The organism is Granulicella sp. dw_53, assembly GCF_018449545.1.
Classification (GTDB): Bacteria; Acidobacteriota; Terriglobia; order Terriglobales; family Acidobacteriaceae; genus Edaphobacter.
The window spans coordinates 218,454-242,891 of record NZ_JAAVUR010000005.1; the positions used below are offsets into that span (position 1 = coordinate 218,454).

The 24,438-nt window shown below is 57.8% G+C and carries 15 protein-coding genes; 4 read left to right on the plus strand and 11 right to left on the minus strand.

Translation table 11 applies throughout. From position 1 onward, the window contains the following. Positions 1-234 precede the first annotated feature (234 nt). Together HB393_RS09960 and htpG are read left to right on the plus strand one after the other, a co-directional pair. Positions 235-1,350: a M48 family metallopeptidase gene (locus HB393_RS09960; protein ID WP_213805015.1), complete on the plus strand. Its 1,116-nt coding sequence runs from the start codon at positions 235-237 to the stop codon at positions 1,348-1,350. Positions 1,351-1,482: 132 nt separating this feature from the next. Continuing rightward, positions 1,483-3,348, plus strand: coding sequence for a molecular chaperone HtpG (htpG, locus tag HB393_RS09965; protein ID WP_213805016.1), 1,866 nt, complete (start codon positions 1,483-1,485; stop codon positions 3,346-3,348). Between the two features lie 125 nt (positions 3,349-3,473). Here htpG and HB393_RS09970 read toward each other — a convergent pair whose 3' ends face one another. The 6 genes from HB393_RS09970 to HB393_RS09995 all read right to left on the minus strand — a co-directional run bounded on the left by HB393_RS09970 (position 3,474) and on the right by HB393_RS09995 (position 13,703). After that, entirely contained in the window at positions 3,474-4,214 is a 741-nt protein-coding gene (locus tag HB393_RS09970) for an SDR family oxidoreductase (RefSeq protein WP_213805017.1), read from the minus strand. A gap of 297 nt (positions 4,215-4,511) precedes the next feature. Next, positions 4,512-7,820 (minus strand): maltose alpha-D-glucosyltransferase, encoded by a 3,309-nt coding sequence (treS, locus tag HB393_RS09975; protein WP_213805018.1) that lies wholly within the window; start codon positions 7,818-7,820, stop codon positions 4,512-4,514. Positions 7,821-7,880: 60 nt separating this feature from the next. Further along, on the minus strand, positions 7,881-9,884 hold the full coding sequence (locus tag HB393_RS09980; RefSeq protein ID WP_213805019.1) for an alpha-1,4-glucan--maltose-1-phosphate maltosyltransferase: 2,004 nt from the start codon (positions 9,882-9,884) through the stop codon (positions 7,881-7,883). Between the two features lie 114 nt (positions 9,885-9,998). Continuing rightward, entirely contained in the window at positions 9,999-10,418 is a 420-nt protein-coding gene (locus tag HB393_RS09985; protein ID WP_213805020.1) for a VOC family protein, read from the minus strand. 122 nt (positions 10,419-10,540) lie between these two features. After that, positions 10,541-11,971: an ATP-binding protein gene (locus tag HB393_RS09990; protein WP_255550960.1), complete on the minus strand. Its 1,431-nt coding sequence runs from the start codon at positions 11,969-11,971 to the stop codon at positions 10,541-10,543. 85 nt (positions 11,972-12,056) lie between these two features. Further along, on the minus strand, positions 12,057-13,703 hold the full coding sequence (locus HB393_RS09995; protein WP_213805022.1) for a response regulator: 1,647 nt from the start codon (positions 13,701-13,703) through the stop codon (positions 12,057-12,059). A 281-nt stretch (positions 13,704-13,984) separates the two neighbouring features. On the opposite strand from HB393_RS09995, the gene HB393_RS10000 reads away from it, so the two are divergent. Then, positions 13,985-14,641 carry a response regulator transcription factor gene (locus HB393_RS10000; RefSeq protein WP_213805023.1) on the plus strand — a complete coding sequence of 219 codons (657 nt, stop codon included), beginning with the start codon at positions 13,985-13,987 and terminating at the stop codon, positions 14,639-14,641. Between the two features lie 130 nt (positions 14,642-14,771). Here HB393_RS10000 and pruA read toward each other — a convergent pair whose 3' ends face one another. Both pruA and HB393_RS10010 read right to left on the minus strand, forming a co-directional pair. Further along, the gene (gene pruA, locus HB393_RS10005; protein ID WP_213805024.1) at positions 14,772-16,400 is read right to left on the minus strand and encodes an L-glutamate gamma-semialdehyde dehydrogenase; all 1,629 of its coding nucleotides are present in this window, start codon (positions 16,398-16,400) and stop codon (positions 14,772-14,774) included. A 185-nt stretch (positions 16,401-16,585) separates the two neighbouring features. Next, complete coding sequence (locus HB393_RS10010; protein ID WP_213805025.1) at positions 16,586-20,140, minus strand: polysaccharide deacetylase family protein; 3,555 nt, start codon at positions 20,138-20,140, stop codon at positions 16,586-16,588. 117 nt (positions 20,141-20,257) lie between these two features. Here HB393_RS10010 and HB393_RS10015 point away from each other — a divergent pair, with 117 nt between their 5' ends. Further along, positions 20,258-21,709 (plus strand): glycosyltransferase family 39 protein, encoded by a 1,452-nt coding sequence (locus HB393_RS10015; RefSeq protein WP_213805026.1) that lies wholly within the window; start codon positions 20,258-20,260, stop codon positions 21,707-21,709. Positions 21,710-21,946: 237 nt separating this feature from the next. Here HB393_RS10015 and HB393_RS10020 read toward each other — a convergent pair whose 3' ends face one another. From HB393_RS10020 to serS, 3 genes are all read right to left on the minus strand, one after another. Beyond that, the gene (locus HB393_RS10020) at positions 21,947-22,624 is read right to left on the minus strand and encodes an outer membrane lipoprotein-sorting protein (protein ID WP_213805027.1); all 678 of its coding nucleotides are present in this window, start codon (positions 22,622-22,624) and stop codon (positions 21,947-21,949) included. A 77-nt stretch (positions 22,625-22,701) separates the two neighbouring features. Beyond that, complete coding sequence (locus tag HB393_RS10025; RefSeq protein ID WP_213805028.1) at positions 22,702-23,097, minus strand: hypothetical protein; 396 nt, start codon at positions 23,095-23,097, stop codon at positions 22,702-22,704. Beyond that, a complete protein-coding gene (gene serS, locus HB393_RS10030; protein ID WP_213805029.1) occupies positions 23,097-24,425 on the minus strand; it encodes a serine--tRNA ligase in 1,329 nt (442 codons plus the stop codon). Before serS ends, HB393_RS10025 begins: the two co-directional genes overlap by 1 nt. Positions 24,426-24,438 lie beyond the last annotated feature (13 nt).

The following is a 24,438-nucleotide window of genomic DNA, read 5'->3' on the forward strand; positions in this document are numbered from 1 at the left end:
GCGATCCAGTGATTCGTTCGATGGTTGACGAACATTTGCATTAACGATACTGTTTTATTGATAGCATATTGTAAGTAATCTTATGGCGATTCAATAATCTCGGGGCAATTAGGAGCTGGCATAACCATCCCCCTGAATGATTCAACGAGAGACAGTGACGGTACGAACGCAAACGTAAGCCGGAACACCCTCCCTCACAAGCAGCCGGCGGGCCTATCTCCCACCGAGAGACCTATGCGAAATCTTCTCTTAGCCGCCCTTCTTCTCCTTACTCCGGTTGGTTACGCTCAGACGCAAGATTCGACTCCGAAACAAACAGCAAATCCTCCCGCCGATCCTCCCACCACAACGAAAGCTGAAACCGAGACCAAACCGGCTACAGCGAATGCTGCTAAGCCATTGCCATCCCCCGGCGACTCGCTCGATCCAAACATCAAGCCCGGAAGCGAGGATGACGTATCCGCCGTTGGAACTCGAAACATCGGCGGCCGTGGCATGAGTAACTGGTACTCTGTCGATTGGGAGATTCGTGCCGGTAAGCAGTACTCCATGGAGATCGAGAAGTCCGCCCATCTCGTCACAGATCCCGTTGTTGCAGAGTATGTCAACCGCATCGGTCAGAACATCGTCAAAAACTCCGACTGCAAGGTGCCCTTCACCATAAAGGTCATCGACTCGGACGAGATCAACGCCATGGCTCTTCCCGGCGGCTACTTCTACGTCAACTCCGGTCTCATTATGGCTGCCGATGAGGAGGCCGAGTTGGCCGGAGTCATGGCCCACGAGACGGCCCACGTCTGCGCCCATCACGCGGCCCGCCAGATGACCCGCATGAACTACGCTCAGATCGGTTCGATTCCGTTAATCATCTTTACCCAGGGCTCCTGGACTGGCTACGGCATCTATGAAGCCTCGCAACTCGCCATTCCGATGGCATTCCTCGAGTTCTCACGCGAACATGAGGCCGAGGCCGACTATCTCGGTGTCCAGTACATGTATAAGGCTGGCTACGATCCACAGGCCTTCATCCAATTCTTCGAAAAGCTCGACGCCCTCGAGAAGCACAAGCCGGGAGTAATTGCCAAAGCTTTCGCCGACCACCCGCAGACGCCCGATCGCATCGCCCACTCCGAAGATGAGATCGCCACTATCCTTCCTGCGAGGCCCGACTATGTCGTCAACACCTCCGAGTTCGACGACATCAAGGCCCGCCTGGCTCGCCTCCAGAACAAACGTAAGATCACCGATGGCAAAGGAGGAAATAAGCCCACCCTTCGGCGAGCTGGCGGTACCAATAACGATCCCAACTCCACGGGCGACGACCGCCCCACTCTGGGACGCCGTAACTAACTGTTAAAACTTGGTTTTTGCTTCCAGAAGGCGACTGGGAATAGTCTCTAAAGGGTCGATTCCATAGAACCCTCCCAAATGGCGGCGACTCCGGAAGCTCTCGTTTTATATTTGTTATGGTGATAAATACCTATGTCTAAACGCGAATTTCAGACCGAAGTCAGCCAGCTATTACAACTGATCATCCACTCTCTTTATTCTCACCCTGAGATCTTCCTGCGGGAGCTCATCTCCAACTCCTCTGACGCTCTCGATAAGCTCCGCCACCTCACCCTCACAGAGGATAGCTATAAGGCTCTTCCTTTTAACCCACGCATCGATCTAGAGCTGGATGAGGAGAACAAGACCCTCACCATAGCCGATACAGGCATCGGCATGAATGAGGAGGAGCTGGTCTCCCATCTCGGCACGATCGCACGCTCTGGCACGAAAAACTTCCTCTCTCAACTCTCAGGAGACGCGAAGAGAGACTCGAATCTTATCGGTCAGTTTGGAGTAGGCTTCTACAGCGCCTTCATGGTCGCCGACAGCATCGAGGTCATCTCCCGCAAGGCTGGCGAGGATCAGGCCTGGCGCTGGGTCAGCGATGGTAAGACCGGCTTCGAGATCGAGCGTGCAGAGCGTCCCACTGCCGGCACCACCATCCTCCTGCACTTCAACGAAGAAGGCAAGCAGTACGCCAATAGCTGGCGCCTGCAAGAGATCGTGAAGAAGTACTCCAACCACATCGCCTTTCCCATCTTTCTCACCTACGACAAGAGCGAGTGGGACGAAGCCGAAAAGAAGTCGACTAAGATCCGCACCACGGAACAGGTCAATGCCGCCAGTGCGCTCTGGCGTCGTCCCAAAAGTGAGCTCAAAGAAGAGGACTATAAGGAGCTCTACAAATCTGTCGCGGGCGGTTGGGAAGATCCTCTCTTCTGGTTTCACACCAAGGCGGAAGGAAGCCTCGATTACACGACCCTCTTTTACGTGCCGTCTAAAGCGCCCCTTGATCTCTACCAGGCTGAATATAAGGTTGGCGTCAAGCTCTACGTAAAGCGCGTCTTCATCATGGACGACGCCAAAGAGCTCCTGCCCCAATATCTACGCTTCATCCGCGGCATCATCGATAGCGAAGATCTCCCCTTGAACGTCAGTCGCGAGATCCTGCAGCAGAATCGTGTGCTAACCAGCATCCGCACTGCCAGCGTCAAGAAGATCCTCTCCGAACTGAAGAACATCGCGGCCAATCAGCCCGAGCAGTATCTTAAATTTATAACCGAGTACAACCGTCCCTTGAAGGAAGGTCTTCACGGCGACTTTGCAAATCGCGAGACACTGCTCGACCTCGTCCGCTTTAAATCCACCAAGGTAGAGGGCCTCACCAGCCTGGCCGACGTGAAGTCGCGCATGAAGGAAGAGCAGAAGAGCATCTACTACATCACCGGCGGAGCCGAACCTCTGCTCCGTACCTCGCCTCTTCTTGAGATCTACAAGAAGAAGGATCTCGAGGTTCTGATCCTCGACGACGACATCGACGAAATCGTCTTCTCCGGCGTCGACAAGTACGGAGACATCGACCTCAAGGCCGTAAACAAAGCCTCGACGAGCGAAGATCTGAAAGACGAGGCCGAGCCCGAAAAGGCCGAGGCGCTTCAGCCGCTGCTAGATAAGTTAAAGGCAACGCTTGGAGAAAATGTGAAAGAGGTGCGCGCCTCCGTGCGTCTTGCGGACAGCCCCTCCTGCATAGTCTCTGACGAAGAAGAGCCTTCCATGAAGATGCAGCAGATGTTGCGTGCGATGGGCCAGACAGATATACCAGCGCTTAAACCCACGTTGGAGATCAACCCGGATCACGAGATCGTCAAGAAGCTCCTCGCCCGTTCGGACGATGCCACCACCCAGGATGCGGCGTGGTTGCTCTTTGACCAGGCTCTTCTTATGGAGGGCGTCCCACTCCAGGATCCTGCCGCCTTCGTTCAGCGTCTTAACCGCATCTTAAACCTGTCCATCTAGACGCTTTCGTGCGGCTGCGTTAACACGCAGCCGCCTTCTCCTTTCGAAGAAAAAACCTCCCGTGGAAGCTTCTCAAAGCGCCACGGGAGGTAGAGAGATCGACAACCTGAAGACTGCGAAGCAGTTTAGGCAAAGCCGCCATTGACGCGAATTACTTGGGCGTTAACCCAGCCGCCATTCGGTCCGAGGAGAAAAGACACCATATTGGCGATATCTTCTGGCTGCCCAAGACGTTCGAGAGGCGACAGCTTTTTGAAATCTTCAACCTGGGCATCCGTCTTGCCCTTGAGAAATAGATCCGTTGCTGTAGGCCCGGGAGCCACGGCATTTACCGTGATGTTTCGGCCGCGCAACTCATTGGCGAGCACACGGACCAAACCTTCGACTCCCGATTTGGCTGCGATATACGCTCCATAGTTCGGGAACGACTTCGCGAGAACACTGCTTGAGAAAGCAACAATTCGTCCTCCCTCTGGAAGGTGTTTTGCCGCCTGAGACAGAACTAGAAAAGCTCCGCGCAGGTTCGTAGCGATCACCTTGTCGAAGGTCTCAACGTCTCCGCCGGCGATCGGAAAGAGAGGCATGATTCCTGCAGAATTAACCACTGCGTCCAGGCGGCCAAAGACCTGGATCGTCTCTCTGAAGATATACTCCACATCGGCGGCAATGGCGACGTCGCCCTTCAGGGCAATAGCTGTTCCGCCGTTGGAGGTTATCTCCTTCACCACCTCCTGTGCCTTTTCGGAGTTTCCGGAGTAGTTAACGGTTACAGCAAAACCATCCTGCCCCAACCTCTTCGCCACCGCATGTCCGATTCCTCCGGTGGCACCCGTCACGATAACTGTCTTAATCTTTCCATCTGCCATAAATGCTCCTTCTCCATTTCTACGTTAGGTCATGTAAAAATCTTCTTGCCAAAGCGCAGCGAATGAACGCCCTTCAGGACGACTGGGAAGACGAAGCCTCTTATCCCGGAGCAAGAACCAACAGGAACGAACTTATAATCTGCTGCTACTCATCGCGACGGCATTGAACTAAAGACGTTATAGATATCTGCAGTAACAGGATCATAAACAGCCGTTACAAAATCCCAACCGCTACAAGTTCTGGATAAGTGGAACCGCTTTTATCGACCCATGTCACATCCCACCAGGTAAGCACTACTATGGCAACGCCAGAATGCCTGCCAGTGGGATGCGAACCCACAACGGTCGATTATCAAGCTCATACAGAAGCTCGTAAAGGGATTTCTCCAGAAGATAGGCGTTGAGCAACACCTGAGCCTGCTGTGGCTGAGGGAGCAGCTTTGAATTGGTCGAGTTCATCGCCTGTTGGTATGCCTGGAGAAACTCTGTAGAGACCGCATTCTGCCAAAGACGAGTCCACGGCTCCAGGTTCTTCGCATCGTCAGGCCTGCGTTGAGCAAACGCATTGAGCCCGGCATAGGCCGCATAGCTGAAAGAACGAAGCATGCCCGCCACATCCTTCAAGGGAGATTGTTTGGCCCGCCGCACGTTCAGCGGTCGAGCAGGCTCGCCTTCGAAGTCGAGGATGACGTAGTCTCCCCGGGAGCGAAGCACTTGCCCAAGATGATAATCCCCATGGATACGGATGCGTTGGCCAGCCTCTTCGGGACTAGCCGATGCAATTGCTTGGACTCTGCTCAGCAGCTCGATCCGGCGGCTCAAGACCAGCGCTGCGCCGTCCGTGGTGGACTCAGCCAACTGGGACATGCCGCGCTTCAACGCCGATAGGGAGCGAGATATTTGTTCCTCAATTCGTTGCGCATCGGAAGCCATATCCGCTGCAGTGAAAGCCTCCGCATGAAAAGCAGGATCGTTGGTCGGTGTGGCCAGCGCGAGATGCATCTCTGCGGTGCGTTGTCCAAGCCGCCTTGCAGCGTCAAGATACAACCCCGCATGTTCACGAATCACGTCTGGAAGCTTACCCTCTGCGAGAAAGCTGGGACTGGACCCCAGATCCTTCGGCGGCGGTAACGTCGCGACGCCGTCGTAGTACTGAGAGAGCTCCTCGAGCGTCCACTGCCACCCATCACCCTCATTCTCGACCAGACCTTGCAGCATCGCGACCGTGGCAGGTTCACCGTTCTGGGTGCTAAGCGTGATACTGCCCAGGAAGGGAGCGATGCGTGGAAAGTGCGCCGTCTCCGTAAGAAATCTACCGATCTCGGTATCTGGATTTTCCCCAGGCTCAAGACGGCGGAAGAGCTTCATGATCAGCTTCGCGTCATAAAGGATCGAGGTGTTCGATTGCTCCGCAGACCCTACGCGCGCCGGTAGCGGTCCATCTCCGCGAACCTCGGCAAACGCGCTGCTCTTCTGACCGCGAAGCGTACCAGCCCTGGTCTTAAGTTCGCCATTCGTCTCAATCAGAGCGAGGATCGCTTGACGAACATCCTCCCGGCCCACAGCGTCATGCAGAATCGCTGGACCATTCGGCGTGGAGACCGTAGCGACGATACTCGCCGGATCGGCGGCCCGGATCGTCTCAGCGGCCTCGTCCGCGCTGATCGCGAGAGGCAACTGATATGCATCGGTACTACCGTCGCTATACGTCACTTCAAGAAACACCAGGGCCGCGTTGAGACCTGGAAGTTCAGCCGAATCGATCACCTGAACGCTTTGGATAACTTTGGACTTCGCCCCGAACCACCGTTGCCGGGGCAGGTAGGTATCTTTCAGAAGCGCCAACGCAGGTCCAGTCAGTGCCTCTTCGATGCCCTCATGAGCGAGATGGAGAATCGTCTCCTTCTCGGGCGCCTGCGGAAGCTCGGGCACCAGAGGAGCAGGTTGCAATTCAAGCCACAGGAAGGAATAAGGCGCCAGCGTGAGCGGATACGGTTGTGAAGTGATGGCCGGGAAGGTGACATAGCCAAGCATCTCAACCGGTATCATTCCCGCGAACTTATTGAGGTCCAGAGAAACAGGTTGTGAGAAGCGAGACAGATTCGCGACACACAGCACAGTCTCCGTCATCCCGTTCGTTGGATCGTCATAGCGGCGGATGTAGGCAAGGATCTTCCGGTTCTCTGGATCGAGAAACTCCTGCGTCCCGCGTCCAAAGACGTGGAAGAGCTTCCGCAACGCGATCATGTTGCGTGTCCAATGCAGAAGCGACGACTGATCAGACTGCTGAGCCTCGACATTGATCGACTGATAGCCCCACACCGGATCCGTAATAACAGGAAAATAAAGCCGCGCCGGAACAGCCGTAGAGAAGCCCGCGTTTCGATCCGAGTTCCACTGCATCGGAGTGCGCACGCCATTGCGATCGCCCAGGTAGATATTGTCACCCATGCCGATCTCGTCGCCGTAGTACATAATCGGCGTGCCCGGAAAGCTCAACAACAGAGAGTTCAGCAGCTCGATGCGGCGGCGATTATTGTCGACCAGCGGAGCGAGTCGCCGACGGATACCCACGTTGATGCGCATGCGCGGATCGGCCGAGTAGGCCAGATACATATAATCGCGCTCATCGTCCGTGACCATCTCCAAAGTAAGTTCATCGTGGTTACGAAGAAAAAGACCCCACTGGCAGATCTCCGGAATAGCTGGCGTCTGCGCCATAATATCCGTGATCGGCAACCGATCCTCCTGCCGCAGCGCCATGTAGATGCGCGGCATAAGAGGGAAGTGGAATGCCATGTGGCACTCGTCGCCATCTCCAAAGTAAGGACGGACATCGGTAGGCCACTGGTTCGCCTCCGCAAGAATCAAGCGGTTGTCATAGTCTTCATCGATCGCCGCGCGAATCTTCTTGATCGCCGCATGAGTCTCAGGAAGATTCTCACAGCTGGTACCATCTCGTTCGACCAGGTAAGGAATCGCATCCATGCGAAGAGCATCGACACCCATGTCGAGCCAGAAGCGCATGGCCTTAAGCACCTCTTCGATCACCGCCGGGTTATCGAAGTTCAGATCCGGTTGATGCGAGAAGAAGCGATGCCAGTAGTACGACTTTGCAACCTCATCCCAGGTCCAGTTGGACTTCTCCGTATCGGTGAAGATGATGCGGGCGTCCTTGAAGAGCTGATCCGTCTGCGACCACACGTAGAAGTCTCGCTCAGGCGATCCAGGCAGCGCTTTGCGCGCAGCTTGAAACCACGGGTGCTGATCGCTCGTGTGGTTGATGACCAGTTCGATCATCACCTGCATACCACGCAGATGGGCCGCATCCAGAAACTGCTTGAAGTCGTTCAACGTCCCATAGCTCGGATTGACGTCGACGTAGTTCGCGATATCGTATCCGTCATCACGTAGCGGAGAAGGGAAGAAAGGCAACAGCCAGAGGCAGGTAACGCCAAGGTCCTGGAGGTAGTCCAGTTTGGACATCAAACCTGGAAAATCACCTATTCCATCCGCATTCGAGTCCATAAAGGCTCGTACGTGAATCTCGTAGATGATGGCGTCTTTATACCAAAGCGGATCGGTAGCGCTGCCGGCTTTTTTCACTCGTTTGCCTCGTACTGGATGACTCTATCGAAAGAATATCGTTGAATGTTGTTAGTGAATTTACGGCTTTACGGATGTACCGATTCGAAAGACGTGCGCGGGCATTACATCCGGTCGCAGCGCGACATAGTTGCTCCGGTCACGCCACTGGTAATGCGCGCCTGTAAGCAGATCTTCCAGATCGAATACCTCATTGTGAGGAACTGCGAGCCTTTTGAGATCGAGGTCAATCCAGCCGGACTGCTCCTGCGTAGGATCGAGATTGACCGCTACCAGAATCCGATTGTCCCCAACCGTCTTGCTGTAGCAAATAATCTGCGGATTATCCACCGGATGAAAGTGTAGCGATCCATCGCTCTGCAGCGCCACATTGTCACGACGAATCCGATTGATCGTAGTGATCAGAGGAGCAAGACTGTGGCTCGCCGAGCGGTCCCAATGCCGAATCTCGTACTTCTCGCTGTGGAGATACTCTTCGCTTCCTGGCTTGGCAGGAGCATTTTCACCAAGCTCGAAGGCCGGTCCATAGATCCCGTAGTTAGCTCCCAGCGTAGCCGCGAGAATCAGCCGCTGCACAAACGCGGGCCGTCCGCCAATCTGCAAAGCCGCATGAAGAATATCGGGCGTATTCGGCCAGAGATTGGGATGAAAGAAATCCGTTACCGGAGGCTTGGTAATCTCTTCGAAGTACTCTTGCAACTCCACCTTGCTGTTACGCCATGTGAAGTAGGTATAAGACTGCGTAAATCCCGCCTTCGCCAGCGAGTACATGACATGCGGACGAGTGAAAGCCTCTGCCAGAAAGATCACGTCCGGATTCTTCTTATGCAGATCCGCGATGCACCACTCCCAGAAGGGAAGCGCTTTGGTATGCGGATTATCGACACGGAAGATGCGTACGCCCTGCTCAATCCAATAAGCGAACACATCCCGAAGAGCCTCCCATAGCCCCCTCCAATCCGAAGATTCGAAGTTCAATGGGTAGATGTCCTGATACTTCTTCGGAGGATTCTCAGCATACTGAATCGAACCGTCGGGACGCACGGTGAACCAGTCGGGGTGCTCCGCAACCCAGGGATGATCCGGCGAGCATTGAAAGGCAATGTCGAGCGCAATCTCCAGTCCAAGTTCTTTGGCATTAACAACCAGAGCCTTGAAGTCGCTCAACGTTCCAAGCTCCGTATGGATCGCCTTGTGGCCACCCTCCTTGGCTCCGATCGCCCAAGGACTACCCGGGTCACCCTCTGCGCACGTAACACTATTATTCGGGCCCTTGCGAAAAGCCGTCCCGATAGGATGAATCGGCGGCATGTAAAGCACATTGAAGTCCATCTCCGCGATACTAGGCAACAGAGCCCTTACATCCGCAAAGGTCCCATGGCGACCCGCATCGGGAGCGGTTGAACGTGGAAAAAGTTCGTACCAGGATGAGTAGCGTGCTCGCTCGCGATCGACCCACACAGGCAACTCTTGCGGATAGCGCATCACAAGCTTGGGATCGGGATACCGTGCAGCTAACGCTGGAACCTCATCGCTGATCGGGTACTCATACACGGCGGCATGATTTGCAGCCAGAGCTTCGAGATCGGCAGCCGTCTGAGCAAAGAGCTTTCCATCCGCCCCCTTGGCGCGCTGCGCAAGTTGTTTCAGCAAAAGAGCCCCGGTCCGCAACGCCAGCGGAATGTCCTGTGGCTCCACCTTCGCTGTAGTCGAATCTCCCGTACCGGTCTGAGCCGCCAGCCGCTTCTGTAGATCGGCACACCACGTATCGAAGTGATCCACCCACGCCTCAAGCGTGTACTGCCAGTCCCCCAGTTCTCCTACAGAGAAGGACGCGGACCAAAGATCGTTGTTAATCGGAACAAGCTGGGTAGAGTGCCAATCGGTCTCACTTGCATGCCGAAACAAGAGCCGTCCTGTCACATGATCGTGGCCATCGCCAAAGACGGCGGCGGTTACGGTTACAACGTCACCAAGAATCCGCTTTGCGGGGTAACGCCCGCAATCCACCTGCGGACTCACCTCTTCAATCACAACGCGTTTGCGGCCTTCAAGAGGTTTCATATCACCTGGATTTCAAGAACACTTAACGGTCTCGCTACAGTCGCCCCTCAGGCTTCCACGGGAGACACCTTGTTAGAAAGGATGCATAAAGGAGCACATGCGTTTGCTGGCAACCTACTTTGCGAAGAGCTGGCCCAGATCCGCGAATGCCTTGAACTCCAGAGCATTGCCCGACGGATCGAGAAAGAACATCGTAGCCTGTTCGCCAACCTCTCCTTTGAAGCGGACGTAAGGCTCAATGACAAACTCTGTGCCCGCCTCGCGTAACCGCTCCGCCAACGCCGTCCACTGCTCCATAGCCAGAACCACTCCGAAGTGTGGCACCGGAACATCGTGCCCATCCACAGGATTATGGTGCGTCTTCTCCGAAGCAGAGGCTGGTTTGAGGTGGGCTACAATCTGGTGGCCAAAGAGGTCGAAGTCGATCCACTGCTCGGAGCTGCGGCCCTCGGGGCAGCCCAGCTTAACGCCATAAAACTCGCGTGCCGCATCAAGATCGGTTACAGGAAAGGCGATATGAAAGGGGGTAAGCAAGGCATTCTCCTCTCGCCATCATACTGCGGGTCGTCGGAGAAAAGGATGACAGCAAAACGCACAGATCCACCCATACAAGTCATGCCAGCAAACGAGACGACCGAAGCAGACCTCCGGCCGGTTTAGGCTCGGCTCCCTGCCTCTGCGGGTAACCGCACCACAAACTCGGTACCGTGGTCATCGGAGCTGAAATGGATCGCCCCACCGAACTGCTCTACGATGCGATGCACGATCCCCAGTCCCAGCCCAGTCCCCACACCCACCGGCTTGGTCGTATAGAACGGATCGAAGATATGCGGCTGAATCTCCAGCGGAATCCCGCTTCCATCGTCGCGAATGGAGATGCACAGATCCGTGTGTAAACCATTGGAGGCCGAGTCCACCTGTTCCCGCCAGGTCTTCACATGGATGTGTCCTTCTTGTGGCACGGCGTCAATCGCATTATCCAGCAGGTTCGTCCAGATCTGGTTGAGCCCGGAGCAATCCGTGCGAAGCGGTGGCAGATCCGATGCCAGCTCTTTCTCCAGCACCACCTGCTTCTCGCGGAGCTTGTGGCCCAGCATCACCAGCGTCGCATGAATACTTCCGTTCACATCCAGATCCTGCCGCTGATTCTTGCCCTCATAGGCGTACGCCTTTACGGCCTTTACGAGGTCGGAGACCCGCCCAATGCTGTCCTCGATCGTTCCCACTAGTTGCATACTAGAGACCATCGCCTCCAGCCAGCTCAGCGCATCGGAGAACACCGGCCCCGGAAACTCGCTTCTCGCGCACTCCAACTCCTTGGAGTCGATCCCCACCGCCACCAGCGTCGGAGCCAGCTTCCAGGCATTCTCAATCTGGGACTCCTCCATCCACTCCACCAGCGCATCTTCGGCATCGCTTTGTTCGAGCGAGTTCATCATCAGGGGACGCTTTACCGTCAATACCTGCTCCTGCAACTCAAACAGGCACTCCTTCTGCTGCACGCTCATGCTGGTCTTGCTGAACTTCGCGGTAAGCTCATGGAGCCGCATCAGATTCTCGCGCAACTGTGATGCTGCACGCGTGGCCGCCGCTCCAGGATTATTCAACTCATGCATCAAACCCGCGGCAAGCGTCCCCAGCGAAGCCATCTTCTCCTGTTGAATCAGCCCGCTCTGCAGCTTCTGCAGCCGAATCGCCATATTGCCGAGAATCGCCTTGCGCACCTGGGGGCAGGAGGTCATCAACTCCCAGAACTCGTCTTCCGTGAACTTCATCAGCCGGCTCGGCTTCGTCGTCACATAGCTGCCCGGATTAGGACTGTTCGAAAGCAGCGGAAGTTCGCCGAACGTAGCTCCGTTCGAGAGGGTCGCAAACGTGATGTCCCGCCCATCGGGAACGGTCTTGTAGACGCGCAGCTCGCCACTCAGTAGCAGCCAGAAGTGGTGCTGCATCTCGCCTTGGCGAGCGACATGCTCCCCAGCAGGAAGATCCACCTGAGCGATGTCGTGCATGCACGAGAGCTCTTCTTCGCTCAAGGAAGAGAGGATATCCACCTCGCGCAGCTGCGCCAGTAGTTCGGGGCTCATGCTTGCCGTGACTTCTTCCGTTGCGAGATGCGTCTCTTCGTTCATAGGATTGCCTGAATTCTCAAAAAAATCTCTCTCTCCAACCTCAAAGGCTGGCCAGATACTGATGCACAAACTGGATCGCGATCGAACCTTCCCCTACAGCCGACGCACAACGTTTTACCGAGTTATAACGAACATCCCCAGCCACAAAGATGCCGGGCACACTTGTTTCGAGCAGATAGGGCTCTCGATCCAGCGGCCATTTTGCACTGCTCTTCGTCTTCAAGTCCGGCCCCGCCAAAACAAATCCCTTGCTGTCGCGTGCCAGTCCCTGCGGCAGCCAATCCGTCTTAGGAGCCGCCCCGATAAAGATGAATAGCGATGACGTCGCTCTAGTCTCGTCCCCACGGGGAGTCCTGACCGTCAGGCACTCCAGATGGCTATCTCCAGCCAACGCCGCCACCTCGGTGCACGTCTCGACAATGATGTTCGGAGTATTCGCAATCTGGTCGATAAGGTACTTCGACATGCTGCTCTCGAGCGACTGCCCCCGAACCAGCATGTGGACCTCCTTCGCATACCGCGCGAAGTGCATCGCCGCCTGTCCCGCTGAATTGGCTCCGCCCACGATGTAGACGGTCTCTCCGGAACAGCCCATGGCTTCCGTCTGAGCGGCCCCATAGTACATTCCTGCCCCGCTGAACCGGTCCCCACCCGGCACATCCAGCTTGCAATAGGCGACGCCTGTGGCGATCAGGCACACATTGCACGTCACCTCGCGGCCATCGCTCATCTCCACGATGTGGTACTGGTTCTCCGTACGAACCCCCGTCACCCGCTGCGTCAGGAACTCAGCTCCCAGTCGCGTCGCCTGCAGGAAGGCTCGCTTCGCCAGCTCCTCGCCGCTCAATCCCGCAGGGAAGCCGAGGTAGTTCTCGATCCTGGAACTGGACCCCGCCTGTCCGCCCGGAGCCTCCGGCTCGACGATCAGCGTCCGCAGCCCCTCAGAAGCCCCATACACCCCGGCAGCCAGCCCCGCAGGACCAGCGCCCACGACGACCACGTCGTAGAACTCCTGTTGAGCTTGAGTCCGCAGACCCACCTTACCCGCCAGCTCCGTAGTCGTAGGCTGAACCAACGCCGTGCCGTCCCCAAACAGAACTACCGGCAGCTTCGTATCGTCGATCCCTTTTTCCTTCAACAGCTCCAACGCCTCCGGAGCCTGCTCAGGATTCATCCACTGATAAGGAATTCGATTCCGTGAAAGAAAATCTCGAACCATATGGTCCGCCGGGGACCATCGCACCCCGATCACCCGAATTCCTTCAAACGGAGCCTTGTACCCCTGCTTCCAGGCTTCCAGGAGGTCGTCCAGAACCGGATAAAGCTTCTCCTCCGGTGGATCCCAGGGCTTATTCAGGTAATAGTGAATCTTGGCGGAGTTAATCGCCCGGATCGCCGCCTCGGTATCGGCGTAAGCGGTCAGAAGCACACGTTTAGCATCTGGAAAGATCGTCAGAGCCTGCTGCAGAAAGTCCACGCCGGTCATTCCCGGCATCCTTTGATCAGAAAGGAACAGCGCTACGATCTCTTTGCGTTCCTTCAACTGGCGGCAGATATCCAAAGCGGCGCCGCCCGAAGCCGCGCGGACGATCCGGTACTCTTGTCCGTAGTGGCGGCGCAGGTCTTGGACCACCGCCTCCAGAACGCTGGTATCGTCGTCGATTGCGAGCAAAATTGGCTTAGGCATGATTCTTTTCTATCACTAGCGAGGCGCCGGCCCCATTCTTCTCTGTATTCGATTCCCACAGGCTCCCAAAGGTGCAGAAAACAAATCCTGTAAAAAGTACAACTTCTGCGTTAACCTCAACTTATAACTCCCCCATTGGATCGGAAAGCATATCCGAATCGGCTCCCCCGGCCCCTTGTTGTTTGTTTGAATAACAGAACTCTTCTTCCACTGTTCGCCAATTTGGTCGATAAGGGAATTTGCAGGGCAAATACGCCCACAGCAGGAGACCGAACCAGACCATGATCCGAATCATTCTCGCCGATAACCAGGCCATCTTCCGAGCCGGAGCCGCACGCGTCCTCGCACTGGAGGAGGACGTTCGCATCGTCGCTCAATGTGATGACCCCGGCCGCCTAAATCTCGCCATCGAAGCTCACCATGGCGCAGTCGTCCTGGTCTCGTCCACCCTTCATCTCGACATCCCCGCCTTCATCGTCCAGGCTCGCGCCCTCGAGTCCCGCCTGGTCCTTGTAATCGAAAACACCGAGACCATCCCTGACGAGCTCTGCTCCTCGCTCGAAGGCGTCGTCTGCCGCAACATCAGTGGCCCAGACCTCGTCGATTGCATCCGCCGCGTCGCCCGCGGCCAGCGTTGGGTTCAGCGAACCAACGTCACCACCATGCAGATCGCCGACACCGTAGGCACCCGCGTCCGCGACCGCCTCACCCCCAAGGAGATGCAGATCGTCGCCCTCATCGTCCAGGGCTGCAAAAACAAGGAGATCGCCCTCCAACTCGGCACCAAGGAGCAGGTCGTCAAAAACTACCTGCGCAGCATCTACGACAAATCCGGCGTCTCTGACCGCCTCGAACTAGCCCTCTTCACCATCCACCACCGCGCCCTGGCCGAAGCCGCCGGAAGAGCCGGCAAACTCCTCCAAATGAAATCCGCCTGAAAGCAAAAAAAACACCATCGAACAGCAGCATTAGACAGGGCAGCGCAACAGCAATAACCGCTCTTATCAGCCGTTATCCCTGGAATCACCGTTACGCCGTAAGGTTCTCGCACAGCCGTCAACCTTACGGCTAAATCCCCATAGGCTCATCCTCAGCCTCAGCAGCAACCCCAACCTTCTCAGCAACACTCTTAGCCTGCGTAAACAGCAGCAGGTAGTCCGGCCCCCCAGCCTTGGAGTCCGTTCCACTCATATTGAATCCCCCAAACGGATGTGCCCCAACCATCGCCCCGGTGCACTTCCGGTTCAGGTAGAGATTGCCCACATGGAACTCCTCCCGCGCCCGCTCCAGCTTCGTCCGCGACTTCGAGTAGATCGCCCCCGTCAGCCCATACTCCGTATTATTCGCAATCTTCAGCGCCTCATCGAAGCCCTTGGACTTGATCACCGCCAGCACCGGTCCGAAGATCTCCTCCTGCGCAATCCGCGCCGCAGGAGCGACATCCGCAATCACCGTAGGAGCGATGTAATAGCCATTGGACTCCGTTTCCATCGCCTCGCCCCCGATCAGCACCCGCCCTTCACCCTTGCCGATCTCGATATACTCCAGCACCCGCCGGTAGGCCTTCTCGCTGATCACCGGTCCCGCCGCGAAGTTCTCCACCGGATCGCCCACCTTGATCTTCCTCACCCGTTCGACGAGCCGGTCGCAGAAGCTGTCGTAGATGCTCGCATCTACAATCACTCGCGAACAAGCCGAACACTTCTGTCCATTGAACCCAAACGCACTCGCCGCCACACCCTCGACCGCCGCGTCCAGATCGCAATCGCTCTCCACCAGGATCGAGTCCTTCCCACCCATCTCCAGAATCGTCCGCTTGATGAAGATCTGTCCCGGCTTCGTCTTCGCAGCCTGCTCGTGAATCTCTAATCCCACAGCTTTGGACCCCGTAAACGCCACAAAACGCGTCTGCGGATGCGCAACCACGGCCGCGCCAAAGTCCGGCCCCTCCCCAGGACAGAAGTTCACCACCCCATCCGGTAGACCCGCCTCCTGCATCAAGTTGAAGAACCGTGCCGCAATCGTTGAAGCATCCACCGAAGGCTTCAAAATCACCGTATTCCCACACACAATCGCCGCCACCGTCATCCCCGCCATGATGGCGAACGGAAAGTTCCACGGGGGAATCACCGCACCTACCCCCAGTGGGATATAGCGTAGCTGGTTCCGTTCCCCAGGGAACTGGATCGGCGTCTCGGCCCGGTCCAGCCGCAGCGCCTCGCGTCCATAGAACTCCAGAAAATCGATGGTCTCGCCCACATCTGCATCGGCCTCCGCCCAGTTCTTGCCGACCTCATAGGTCAGCCACGCGCAGAACTCGAACTTCCGCTCGCGGATCATATCCGCCGCCTTGAACAGCAGCGCCGCCCGCTCCTGCACCGGAACCCGGCTCCAACTCGCAAACGCCTTCTGGGCAGCCTCCATGGCCACGGCAGCATGCTCCACCCCCGCCCGCTGATGCACGCCGACCACCTGATCCGGGCGCGCCGGATTCTTCGAGATGATCTTCTCCTCGGTCCGCAGCCTCTTCCCACCGATCACCATGCCGTACTCGAGCCCTAACTGGTTCCTCACCTCGGTCAGCGCCGCCTCCATGGCGCGTCTGTTATCGCCGTTGGAGAAATCGACAAACGCCTCATTCACAAACGGGGCGCGCACAATGGTGTCAGGAGGGGAAAAAAGATTCGCAGTGGCCATCTTTCGGCTCATTTCTAGCGCACAAAGCGCTGGGTAATTTTGACGCAGGGCAGGGAAGCATAGAGGCCTTCGGAATTAGCGCAGAGCTTTAGCCCTACGAAAAACCTCTGATGTTGGTGGGGCTTCAGCCCCGGGCACTCTTCATAGCGACGACCCTAATCCATACGCCCGCAAGTCAATTCGAGCTACACGCTCTCCGTCAGTTTATCGGTTTCCACGGACATCTGCGCCGTGCGCTCCAGCTTGTCCCAATTGAAGGGCTTACCGTCGATCGCCCGCTTCAGCGTCTTGAACAGCACCACCGAGAACACCTGCCTGTAAGTAAACCGCTGAATCCAGATATGGACCAGCAGCCACCCGTCGCCCTTGCTCGCCGGATGCTTCCTCTCCAACGCAAACGCCAGCGCCGAAGCCATGAAGTCGATCATCAGGAAAGCCCCGAAGTACGTAATCAGCTTGTACAGGCTCGCCGTCGAAGCCGTGTCCGGATGGAAGTGAAGATCGATGAAGTAATGCACGATCCCCGCGACAAACATCAGATCGATAAACGGAGACAGCAGCGGCAGCAGGATCTGGAAGATCAAAATATTCGGCAGCGCAAACAGCCCCATCGCCCGGTGCTTCGAGATCGCGCCGCGATGCTTGAAGATCGCCTGCAGAATCCCGAACGACCACCGGAACCTCTGCCGCATCAGCCCGTCCACATTCACCGGAGCCTCTGTAAACGCCAGCGACCGGTCCTCATAGATCACCGAGTAGCCTTGTTCGAGGATGTTCATTGTCAGATCCGCATCCTCGGCCACAGTGTTCGAGTGGTAGCATCCTCCGGCCTTGACAGCCGCCGTCCGCCAAGCTCCAATCGCCCCCGGAACCACCATCACCACATCGAAGAGATCCAGCGCCCGCCGCTCGAAGTTCTGGCTCGTGATGTACTCCAGCGCCTGCCAGCGCGTCCACAGATTCACCCGGTTGCCCACCTTCGCATTGCCCGCCACCGCGCCGATCTTTGGATTGGCAAAGTGCGGCACCAGGTTCGTAATCGCGTCATGCGCAATCACGCCATCCGCATCGATCCCGACGTAGACCTCCTCGTCGGTCGTCTCCAGCGCAAAGTTCAAAGCATCGGCCTTGCCGCCATTCGGCTTCGTAATCACCGTCAGCCGTCCGGAGGCGATATCGTTCGGATAGGCCTCACGCGCCACATCGTAGGTCCGGTCCTTCGATCCGTCGTCGATCACCACGATCCGTATGTTCTTATAGTTCGACATCATCACCGAACGAATCGTCCGGACGATCACCTTCTCCTCGTTATAGGCAGGAATCAACACCGCCACCCGCGGGTTGTAGTCCTCCGTCGCGAAGTTCTTGCGCTTGCGGAACCGGTCCAGAACCGCGCACACCCCAATGATGATCAGCCGCGCACTCATCAGCACGTCGCCGACGAAGAACATCCACACCACAAAATTAGTAAAGAAGCCGTAGAAGAAGAACGCGACCGAGTCCACCCGCGCCTGCCAGCGCTGCTTCGACGTCAGGGACGGCATCACCTGCTCCCGCGTCTTACCCACCAGCTCCGACACCGGAACGATCTCGTATCCCCTCGCCCGCAGAGCCTGGATCAGCACCGGCAACGCCGCTACCGTCGGCGCTCGGTCCCCGCCCCCATCGTGCATCAGGATGATCGATCCCTTCGCCCACGGTCGAGCCTCCATGGACGCAATCTGTTGGAAGACGCTATCCGTGATCTCCTGCGGAGACTTCCGCGGATGCTCATCCCAGTCGTTCGTGTCGATCTTGTTCCCGATAATGACGTAGCCCAGCCCCTGAATCCGCTCTACCGGCGCCGCCTGATCGTTCGTATCCGGCTCCTGGTCGATCGAGTACGGCGGACGGAAGTACAGCGGCTGTACCCCCAGCTTCGCCGCAAACAACCGCTCCGTCAGATTCAACTGCAGGTCCATCTGCTTGGTCGAGATGTCGCTGATGTCCGGATGCGTGAAGGTGTGATTCCCGATCTCATGGCCTTCCTGGTACACCCGCTTCATCACTCCGACGTTGTTCCCCGCCACCTCGCCGATCATGAAGAACGTCGCATGCACCCCGTACTTCTTCAGCACATCCAGAATGCGCGGAGTCCACTCCGGATCCGGCCCGTCATCGAAGGTGATCGCCACCTTCTTCGGGTGATACCCGTACTGCTCCACCGTGTACGAGAGCGGATACGAGTCCATCGACTCATCCGTGATCGACCGGTACTGCGAAGGCACCGCATTGTCGTCATCCATCGTGACCGTGCGCCGTCCCGCCTGCGGCTTCCGCGTCACCTTCAGAACGTCTCCCTCGCCCTCGGTATCCACGTCATACCCCGGCTCCACCTGCGCCAGATCCTTCACAGGATCGGCATGCAACGGCGAATCCCAGACCTTCCACAGCGAGTCATCCTCTTGCCCCAGCCGCCAAAGCGCATACGTCTGCAGCCCCAGCGCCCGCGCCGCCCGCATCTCGTTCAACACTGTCACCGCATCCAGAAACCACACCTGGTGCCGCACATGCGCATCCACATCGTCATACGCAAAATGGACATTCAGCGAATCCCCATCCAGCTCAATCTGCGACTCAGAGTCCGCCGCCGCCTGCCAGGCCTCCTGCGTCGAAAGATTATCCACCCGCAGCACCTTGTCCGGAGCCTGTGGACCCGGCTTGGCGCCCTTCTTTCCTCCCGCCGTAGGAGGAGGAAGCGCCATGGTCCAGTCATACCCATAGCTCCCCATCGAGCAGATGATCTTCTCCTTCGGAACGATCTTCAGCACCGCCCGCAGGTTGTCGATAAACCAGTCCTGCGAAGCAATCGGCCCAGGCCCACTCTCCGACTGGTGCTGGTCATAGTTCATCAGCAACAATCCATCCGCGTGGTCCGAGATCGACTTCAAGTCGAAGTCGTCATCCCCCACCGGAGTATTCACATACAGCCTCAGCTTGCGCGGATGGAAGTCGTTATACAGCTCCGTAATCAGTGCCAGAAACCCCGGCTGCGCCTCCGTCGGAATCTCCTCAAAGTCCAGCGACAACCCGCGATAGGTAGGGTTCGCCGCCAAAAATATATCCATCTTCCGGATGAAGTTGGCTCGCGCCGTCGGGTTCGAAAGAAAGTCCCCTACCGAAGGCAGAAAGATCCCCTTCACCGGGTCGTAGTTATTCACCAGCGGGAAGACCTCGGTATCCACACCCTCTCCCACGATCGTTCGGGCTACCTTGTTTTCGCGGTCCACCGAGTGCACGCCCGCCTGATCCACCACCGCATACGGACGGTTATCGATCGTATACGCCGTCAGGTTCCCGTCCGGACTCACCACATGAATCCACTCCGGAAACAGCAGATCGATCTGCTTCACATGCTGCTTCAGCGACGAGTAGCTCGCCGGGTCATCCTCCACGTAGTAAGCCGCCCGCAGACCCTCACCCGAGTTCAACGGCACATCCGAAGGGCTCAGGTCCGTCTTGCGATGCGCCGACCGGTGCAGTTGCTGTCCCGGCTTCACCACCGGCACCGGAGGCGTCGCCAGCGCGCGGTAGTTCCGCTTCGGAGTCGACAGCAGCAGCTCCGGCAACGGCTTCATCCGCAGCACCCCGGCCAGAAACAGAGTTCCTAGCGCAAGCCCCAGTAGGGCAAGCACATCGAAAATGCGTCGAAGCCGCTTCCATCGTTTGCGTTGCGGATCGTAAAAGACTGGCTTGTTCATTTTTGGGGTTGCAGGCTGCTCTCGCCGGTGCGGCTAAGCTCATCGTATGCAGACGACTCGCCCGCGTCAACGCGTCCTCTGCCTGTCTCCTCTTTCCTCACAGTATGATGCTGCTACATGACCTCTGAGGAATCGATTTCAAGGCCACGCAGGCGTCTCCAAAGCCTGTCCATCGCCGCGGCCCTGACCGCCGGACTCCTCCTGCGTCTCTGGTTCATCCTCCACGCCGCCCGCATCGCCGGCGACACCCTCATCTACGGCGATATAGCCCTCAACTGGCTCGACCACGGCATCTACGGCTTCACCCAGACCGCCGCCCCACCCCTCCCCACCCTTATCCGCCTCCCCGGCTACCCGGCCTTCCTGGCCCTCTGCTTCACCGTCTTCGGCCGCGAGCATTACACCGCCGTCATGATCGCCCAGGCCTTCATCGACCTCGCCACCTGCCTCATCCTCGCCGTCCTCGCCGGACGCCTCTTCGGCCGCCGCGCCTTCCACGCCGCCCTCTGGTTCGGAGCCCTCTGCCCCTTCACCGCCAGCTACGTCGCCGCCCCCCTAGCCGAGACCCTCACTCTCACCTGCATCGCCGTCGCCTTCTACGCCCTCCACCGTTGGCAGCATCTCTACCGAACCCAGCCCCAGGCCGCCCTCTCCAATCGCTGGCTCTACCTCCTGGCAGCCTCCCTCGCCTACGCCATCCTCCTCCGCCCGGAACAAGGCCTCCTAGCCGTCGCCATCCTCCCCGCAATCCTCTGGACCACTCTCCGCTCCAAACCCACCCCCAGCCTCCTCCACCGCGCAGCCCCCGCGCTCCTGGTAGCTGTCCTCACCCTCCTGCCCCTGGCTCCCTGGACCTTGCGCAACTGGCATACCTTCCACGTCCTCCAACCCCTGGCCCCCCGCTACGCCACCGACCCCGGCGAGATCGTCCCCCTCGGCTTCCAGCGCTGGTACCGCTCCTGGGCCATCGAATTCACCTCCACCGAGGACGTCTACTGGAACTACGACGGAGCCCTCGTCCAGCTCAGCGACATCCCCACCCGCGCCTTCGACAACAACGCCCAACTCCTCGCCACCAACGCCCTCCTCGACGAGTACAACCAGACCGCCCGCACCAACCCCACCCTCGACGCTCGCTTCAGCGCCCTCGCCTCCGAGCGCATCCACGCCGACCCCCTCCGCTACTACCTCGCCCTCCCCGTAGCCCGCCTGCTGAACATGGCCCTCCGCCCCCGCACCGAAATGCTCCCCATCGCCCTCGAGTGGTGGAAGTTCCGCGAACACCCCGCCCAATCCATCCTCGCCGCATCCTTCGGAGCCCTCAACCTGGCCTACTTCATCCTCGCCGGCCTCGGTCTCCGCCGCTGGAGCCGCCTCACCCGCAACGGCCTCCGCTGGAACGGATACCCGACCCTAGCTAAGGCCATGATCGCCACCATCGCCCTGCGCTCAGCCCTGCTCATGACGCTCGACAACTCCGAGCCCCGCTACACCCTGGAGTTCTTCCCCATCTTCATCGTAGCCATAGCCGCCCTCTTCACCACCCAGCGCACGACCGAAGCACCCTAAGATGCAAGTTGCATCAAGCCACAGAGCACAAGCTTGCCCCGGCAGCGCGCAAACTTGCCCCGTATGAAATTGACCATCACCCCAAGAGCGCAGACTTGCTCCGTATGCAATTGACCATTACCCCAAATTTGTCATCCTGAGCGAAGTCACTCGCAGCTTCATCGCGAGTGACGCAGTCGAAGGACCTGCGGTTTGCCCGCAGCGGCACAGAATCCCACACCAAGTCACAGCCAGAAATTAACTACAACTACCCTTGCACTTAATCTCATAAACCTTCAAATCAACCGGCCGGTTGTACTTGATATTCAAATAAGTAGCAGTCTGCTTATCCCCCGAGGGAGCAATAAACTCCTGCTTCAACGCCACCCCGCGCTCCAGATCCATCCACAAAGTCACCTGGGTAAACGTCCCCTTCACACTAGGATCCTTCGGCACCAGAACCAGCTTCTCCACCTTGACAGGCTTGCCATCCGTCAACGACTCAGACCCCTGGTCATCCACCGTCCAGGCCTTCAACAGATCCTGCCCGCTCCCGCCAAACCCCAGCGTAAAGAAGGTCTCGAACTTCGCCTGATTCTCCGCCGCCGCGATCACCTGCAGATGATTCGCTCCCGGGTCATACAGCTTGACCTTGCCATCCTTGTACTCCACCACCCGAGCGTAAGGCGGCAGAATCTTCAACCCCATCTGCGTCGCCGCGCCCTTGCGAATAAAGTAGACGCTTCCCACCTGCGTCGTCGTCTCGCGTACCACCCGCTCGTAGATATCCCGATGCAGGTCCGCCTCCGCCGATTGGAACTTCGCGCTCGCCGCATCCAGCTTGCGAATCGTCTCCGTCAACTGCGGAGATCCCTGTCCCCAGGCCTGCAAACCAGAGACCGCAAAAGCAACCGAGAAGGCCAAACCGAAACTCATTCGACGTACATTCAATCTTCGCAAGGAATACTCCCAATCCGTCTCCGGACTTTGATGCAATTCAAGCCGTTGAGGTACTACCGCAACACCCACGCATCGTATGCAATCACCTTGCCCTGGGCATCCACCACCGGCTCATACCGCTCCAGCGTCACCTCGCCTGAGATCGGCTCCACCACCCTCAGAATCGCCGCCCTCAACTCCGCATCTGTCTTGGCTCCGCCGATCTCATCCGCGCGCACCTGGTACACGAACCGGCTGCTCGTCCCCACCATCCCGGCCTCTTTTACCAGAACCTCGCTCGCATGCAGAGCCACAGTCTCCACCGGCTTGTCCTTGAAGTCGATCACATGCGGCGACAAAAACAGGAACAGCAGTATCAGCGTCACCATCACGTCATAGTGAAAGCTCCCGCGCTCATACGTCCAGAAGAAGTAACTCTTCACCACTTGCCCAACCGATCGTCTTGCCATCAGCCCTTGCCCTTCTGCTTGCCGATCACGGTATCGCAGTTCATATACGGCACCAGCGCCTCCGGAACCTCGACCGTCCCATCCGCCTGCTGGTAGTTCTCCAGAATTGCCAGATACGTCCGTCCAACCGCCAGCCCACTCCCGTTCAAAGTGTGAAGAAACTCCGTCTTCTTCGCTCCCGCTGGACGATACCGGATATTCGCCCTCCGCGCCTGGAACGACTCACAGTTCGAGCACGAAGAGATCTCCCGGTACAGCCCTTGCCCGGGTAGCCAGACCTCCAGATCGTAAGTCTTCGAAGAAGTAAAACCCATGTCCCCGGTGCAAAGCAACATCCGCCGGTAGGGAAGCCCCAGCAGCTCCAGCACTCGCTCCGCATCCCGGGTCAGCCTCTCATGCTCTGCGGCGGACTCCTCCGGCTTTGCAAACTTCACCAGCTCGACCTTCTGGAACTGGTGCTGCCGAATCATCCCGCGAACATCCTTGCCATAACTCCCCGCCTCACTCCGGTAACAAGGCGTATAGGCGCAAAAAGAGATCGGCAACTGCGCCTCCTCCAGCGTCTCGTCCCGAAAGAGATTCGTCAGCGGAACCTCCGCCGTAGGAATCAGCCAGTGATCTCCATCCTGAAACACCCCCGCCTCATACGCACCCTTGTCGTCGCAATGAAACAGATCCTCGGCAAACTTAGGCAACTGCCCCGTCCCGAACAGCGACTTCGAGTTCACCATATTCGGCGGCAGCACCTCGGTATACCCATGCTGCCCGGTATGCAGATCCAGCATGAAGTTCGCCAGCGCCCTCTCCAGCCGAGCCCCCTGCCCAAACTGCACCACAAACCGCGATCCCGAGATCTTAGCCGCCCGCTCGAAGTCCAGAATCCCCAGCGCCTCGCCAATCTCCCAGTGCGACCGGGCAGGGAAGTCGAACTCCGGTTTATCCCCCCACACCTTCACCTCGACGTTGTCATGCTCGCTCTTACCCACCGGCACATCGTCCTGCGGCAGATTCGGCAGCGTCTGCATCGTCTCCCGCAGCCGCTCATCCGCTTTCGCCGCCGTGGTCTCCAGAGACTCCAGCTCCACCTTCAAAACGCGCGTCTTCTCCGTCAGAGCGGCAGCATCCTCGCCCGCCCTCCGCAGCTTCGCAATCTCCTCGGTCAACTTGTTCCGTTGCGCCTTGAGCGTCTCCACCTCGGTGATAGCCTGCCGGCGCTCACGGTCCACCACGACAAAATCGCCCAGCGCCACCGCAGGATCCATCCCACGCGAACGCAGCTTCTCCTCAACCAAGGGCAAATTTGCCCGAACAAATCCCAAATCGATCATTCCCGCTATTCTA

Coding starts and splice junctions, on each gene's coding strand:
- HB393_RS09990 (WP_255550960.1), bottom strand. CDS start 11,971: ATGAGCCCCGAACTACTGGCGCAGCTGCGCGAGGTGGATATCCTCTCT.
- pruA (WP_213805024.1), bottom strand. CDS start 16,400: ATGGCCACTGCGAATCTTTTTTCCCCTCCTGACACCATTGTGCGCGCC.
- HB393_RS09980 (WP_213805019.1), bottom strand. CDS start 9,884: ATGAAACCTCTTGAAGGCCGCAAACGCGTTGTGATTGAAGAGGTGAGT.
- HB393_RS10020 (WP_213805027.1), bottom strand. CDS start 22,624: ATGAGTTTCGGTTTGGCCTTCTCGGTTGCTTTTGCGGTCTCTGGTTTG.
- HB393_RS09995 (WP_213805022.1), bottom strand. CDS start 13,703: ATGCCTAAGCCAATTTTGCTCGCAATCGACGACGATACCAGCGTTCTG.
- HB393_RS10010 (WP_213805025.1), bottom strand. CDS start 20,140: ATGAACAAGCCAGTCTTTTACGATCCGCAACGCAAACGATGGAAGCGG.
- HB393_RS10015 (WP_213805026.1), top strand. CDS start 20,258: ATGACCTCTGAGGAATCGATTTCAAGGCCACGCAGGCGTCTCCAAAGC.
- HB393_RS10000 (WP_213805023.1), top strand. CDS start 13,985: ATGATCCGAATCATTCTCGCCGATAACCAGGCCATCTTCCGAGCCGGA.
- htpG (WP_213805016.1), top strand. CDS start 1,483: ATGTCTAAACGCGAATTTCAGACCGAAGTCAGCCAGCTATTACAACTG.
- HB393_RS10025 (WP_213805028.1), bottom strand. CDS start 23,097: ATGGCAAGACGATCGGTTGGGCAAGTGGTGAAGAGTTACTTCTTCTGG.
- HB393_RS09970 (WP_213805017.1), bottom strand. CDS start 4,214: ATGGCAGATGGAAAGATTAAGACAGTTATCGTGACGGGTGCCACCGGA.
- HB393_RS09960 (WP_213805015.1), top strand. CDS start 235: ATGCGAAATCTTCTCTTAGCCGCCCTTCTTCTCCTTACTCCGGTTGGT.
- serS (WP_213805029.1), bottom strand. CDS start 24,425: ATGATCGATTTGGGATTTGTTCGGGCAAATTTGCCCTTGGTTGAGGAG.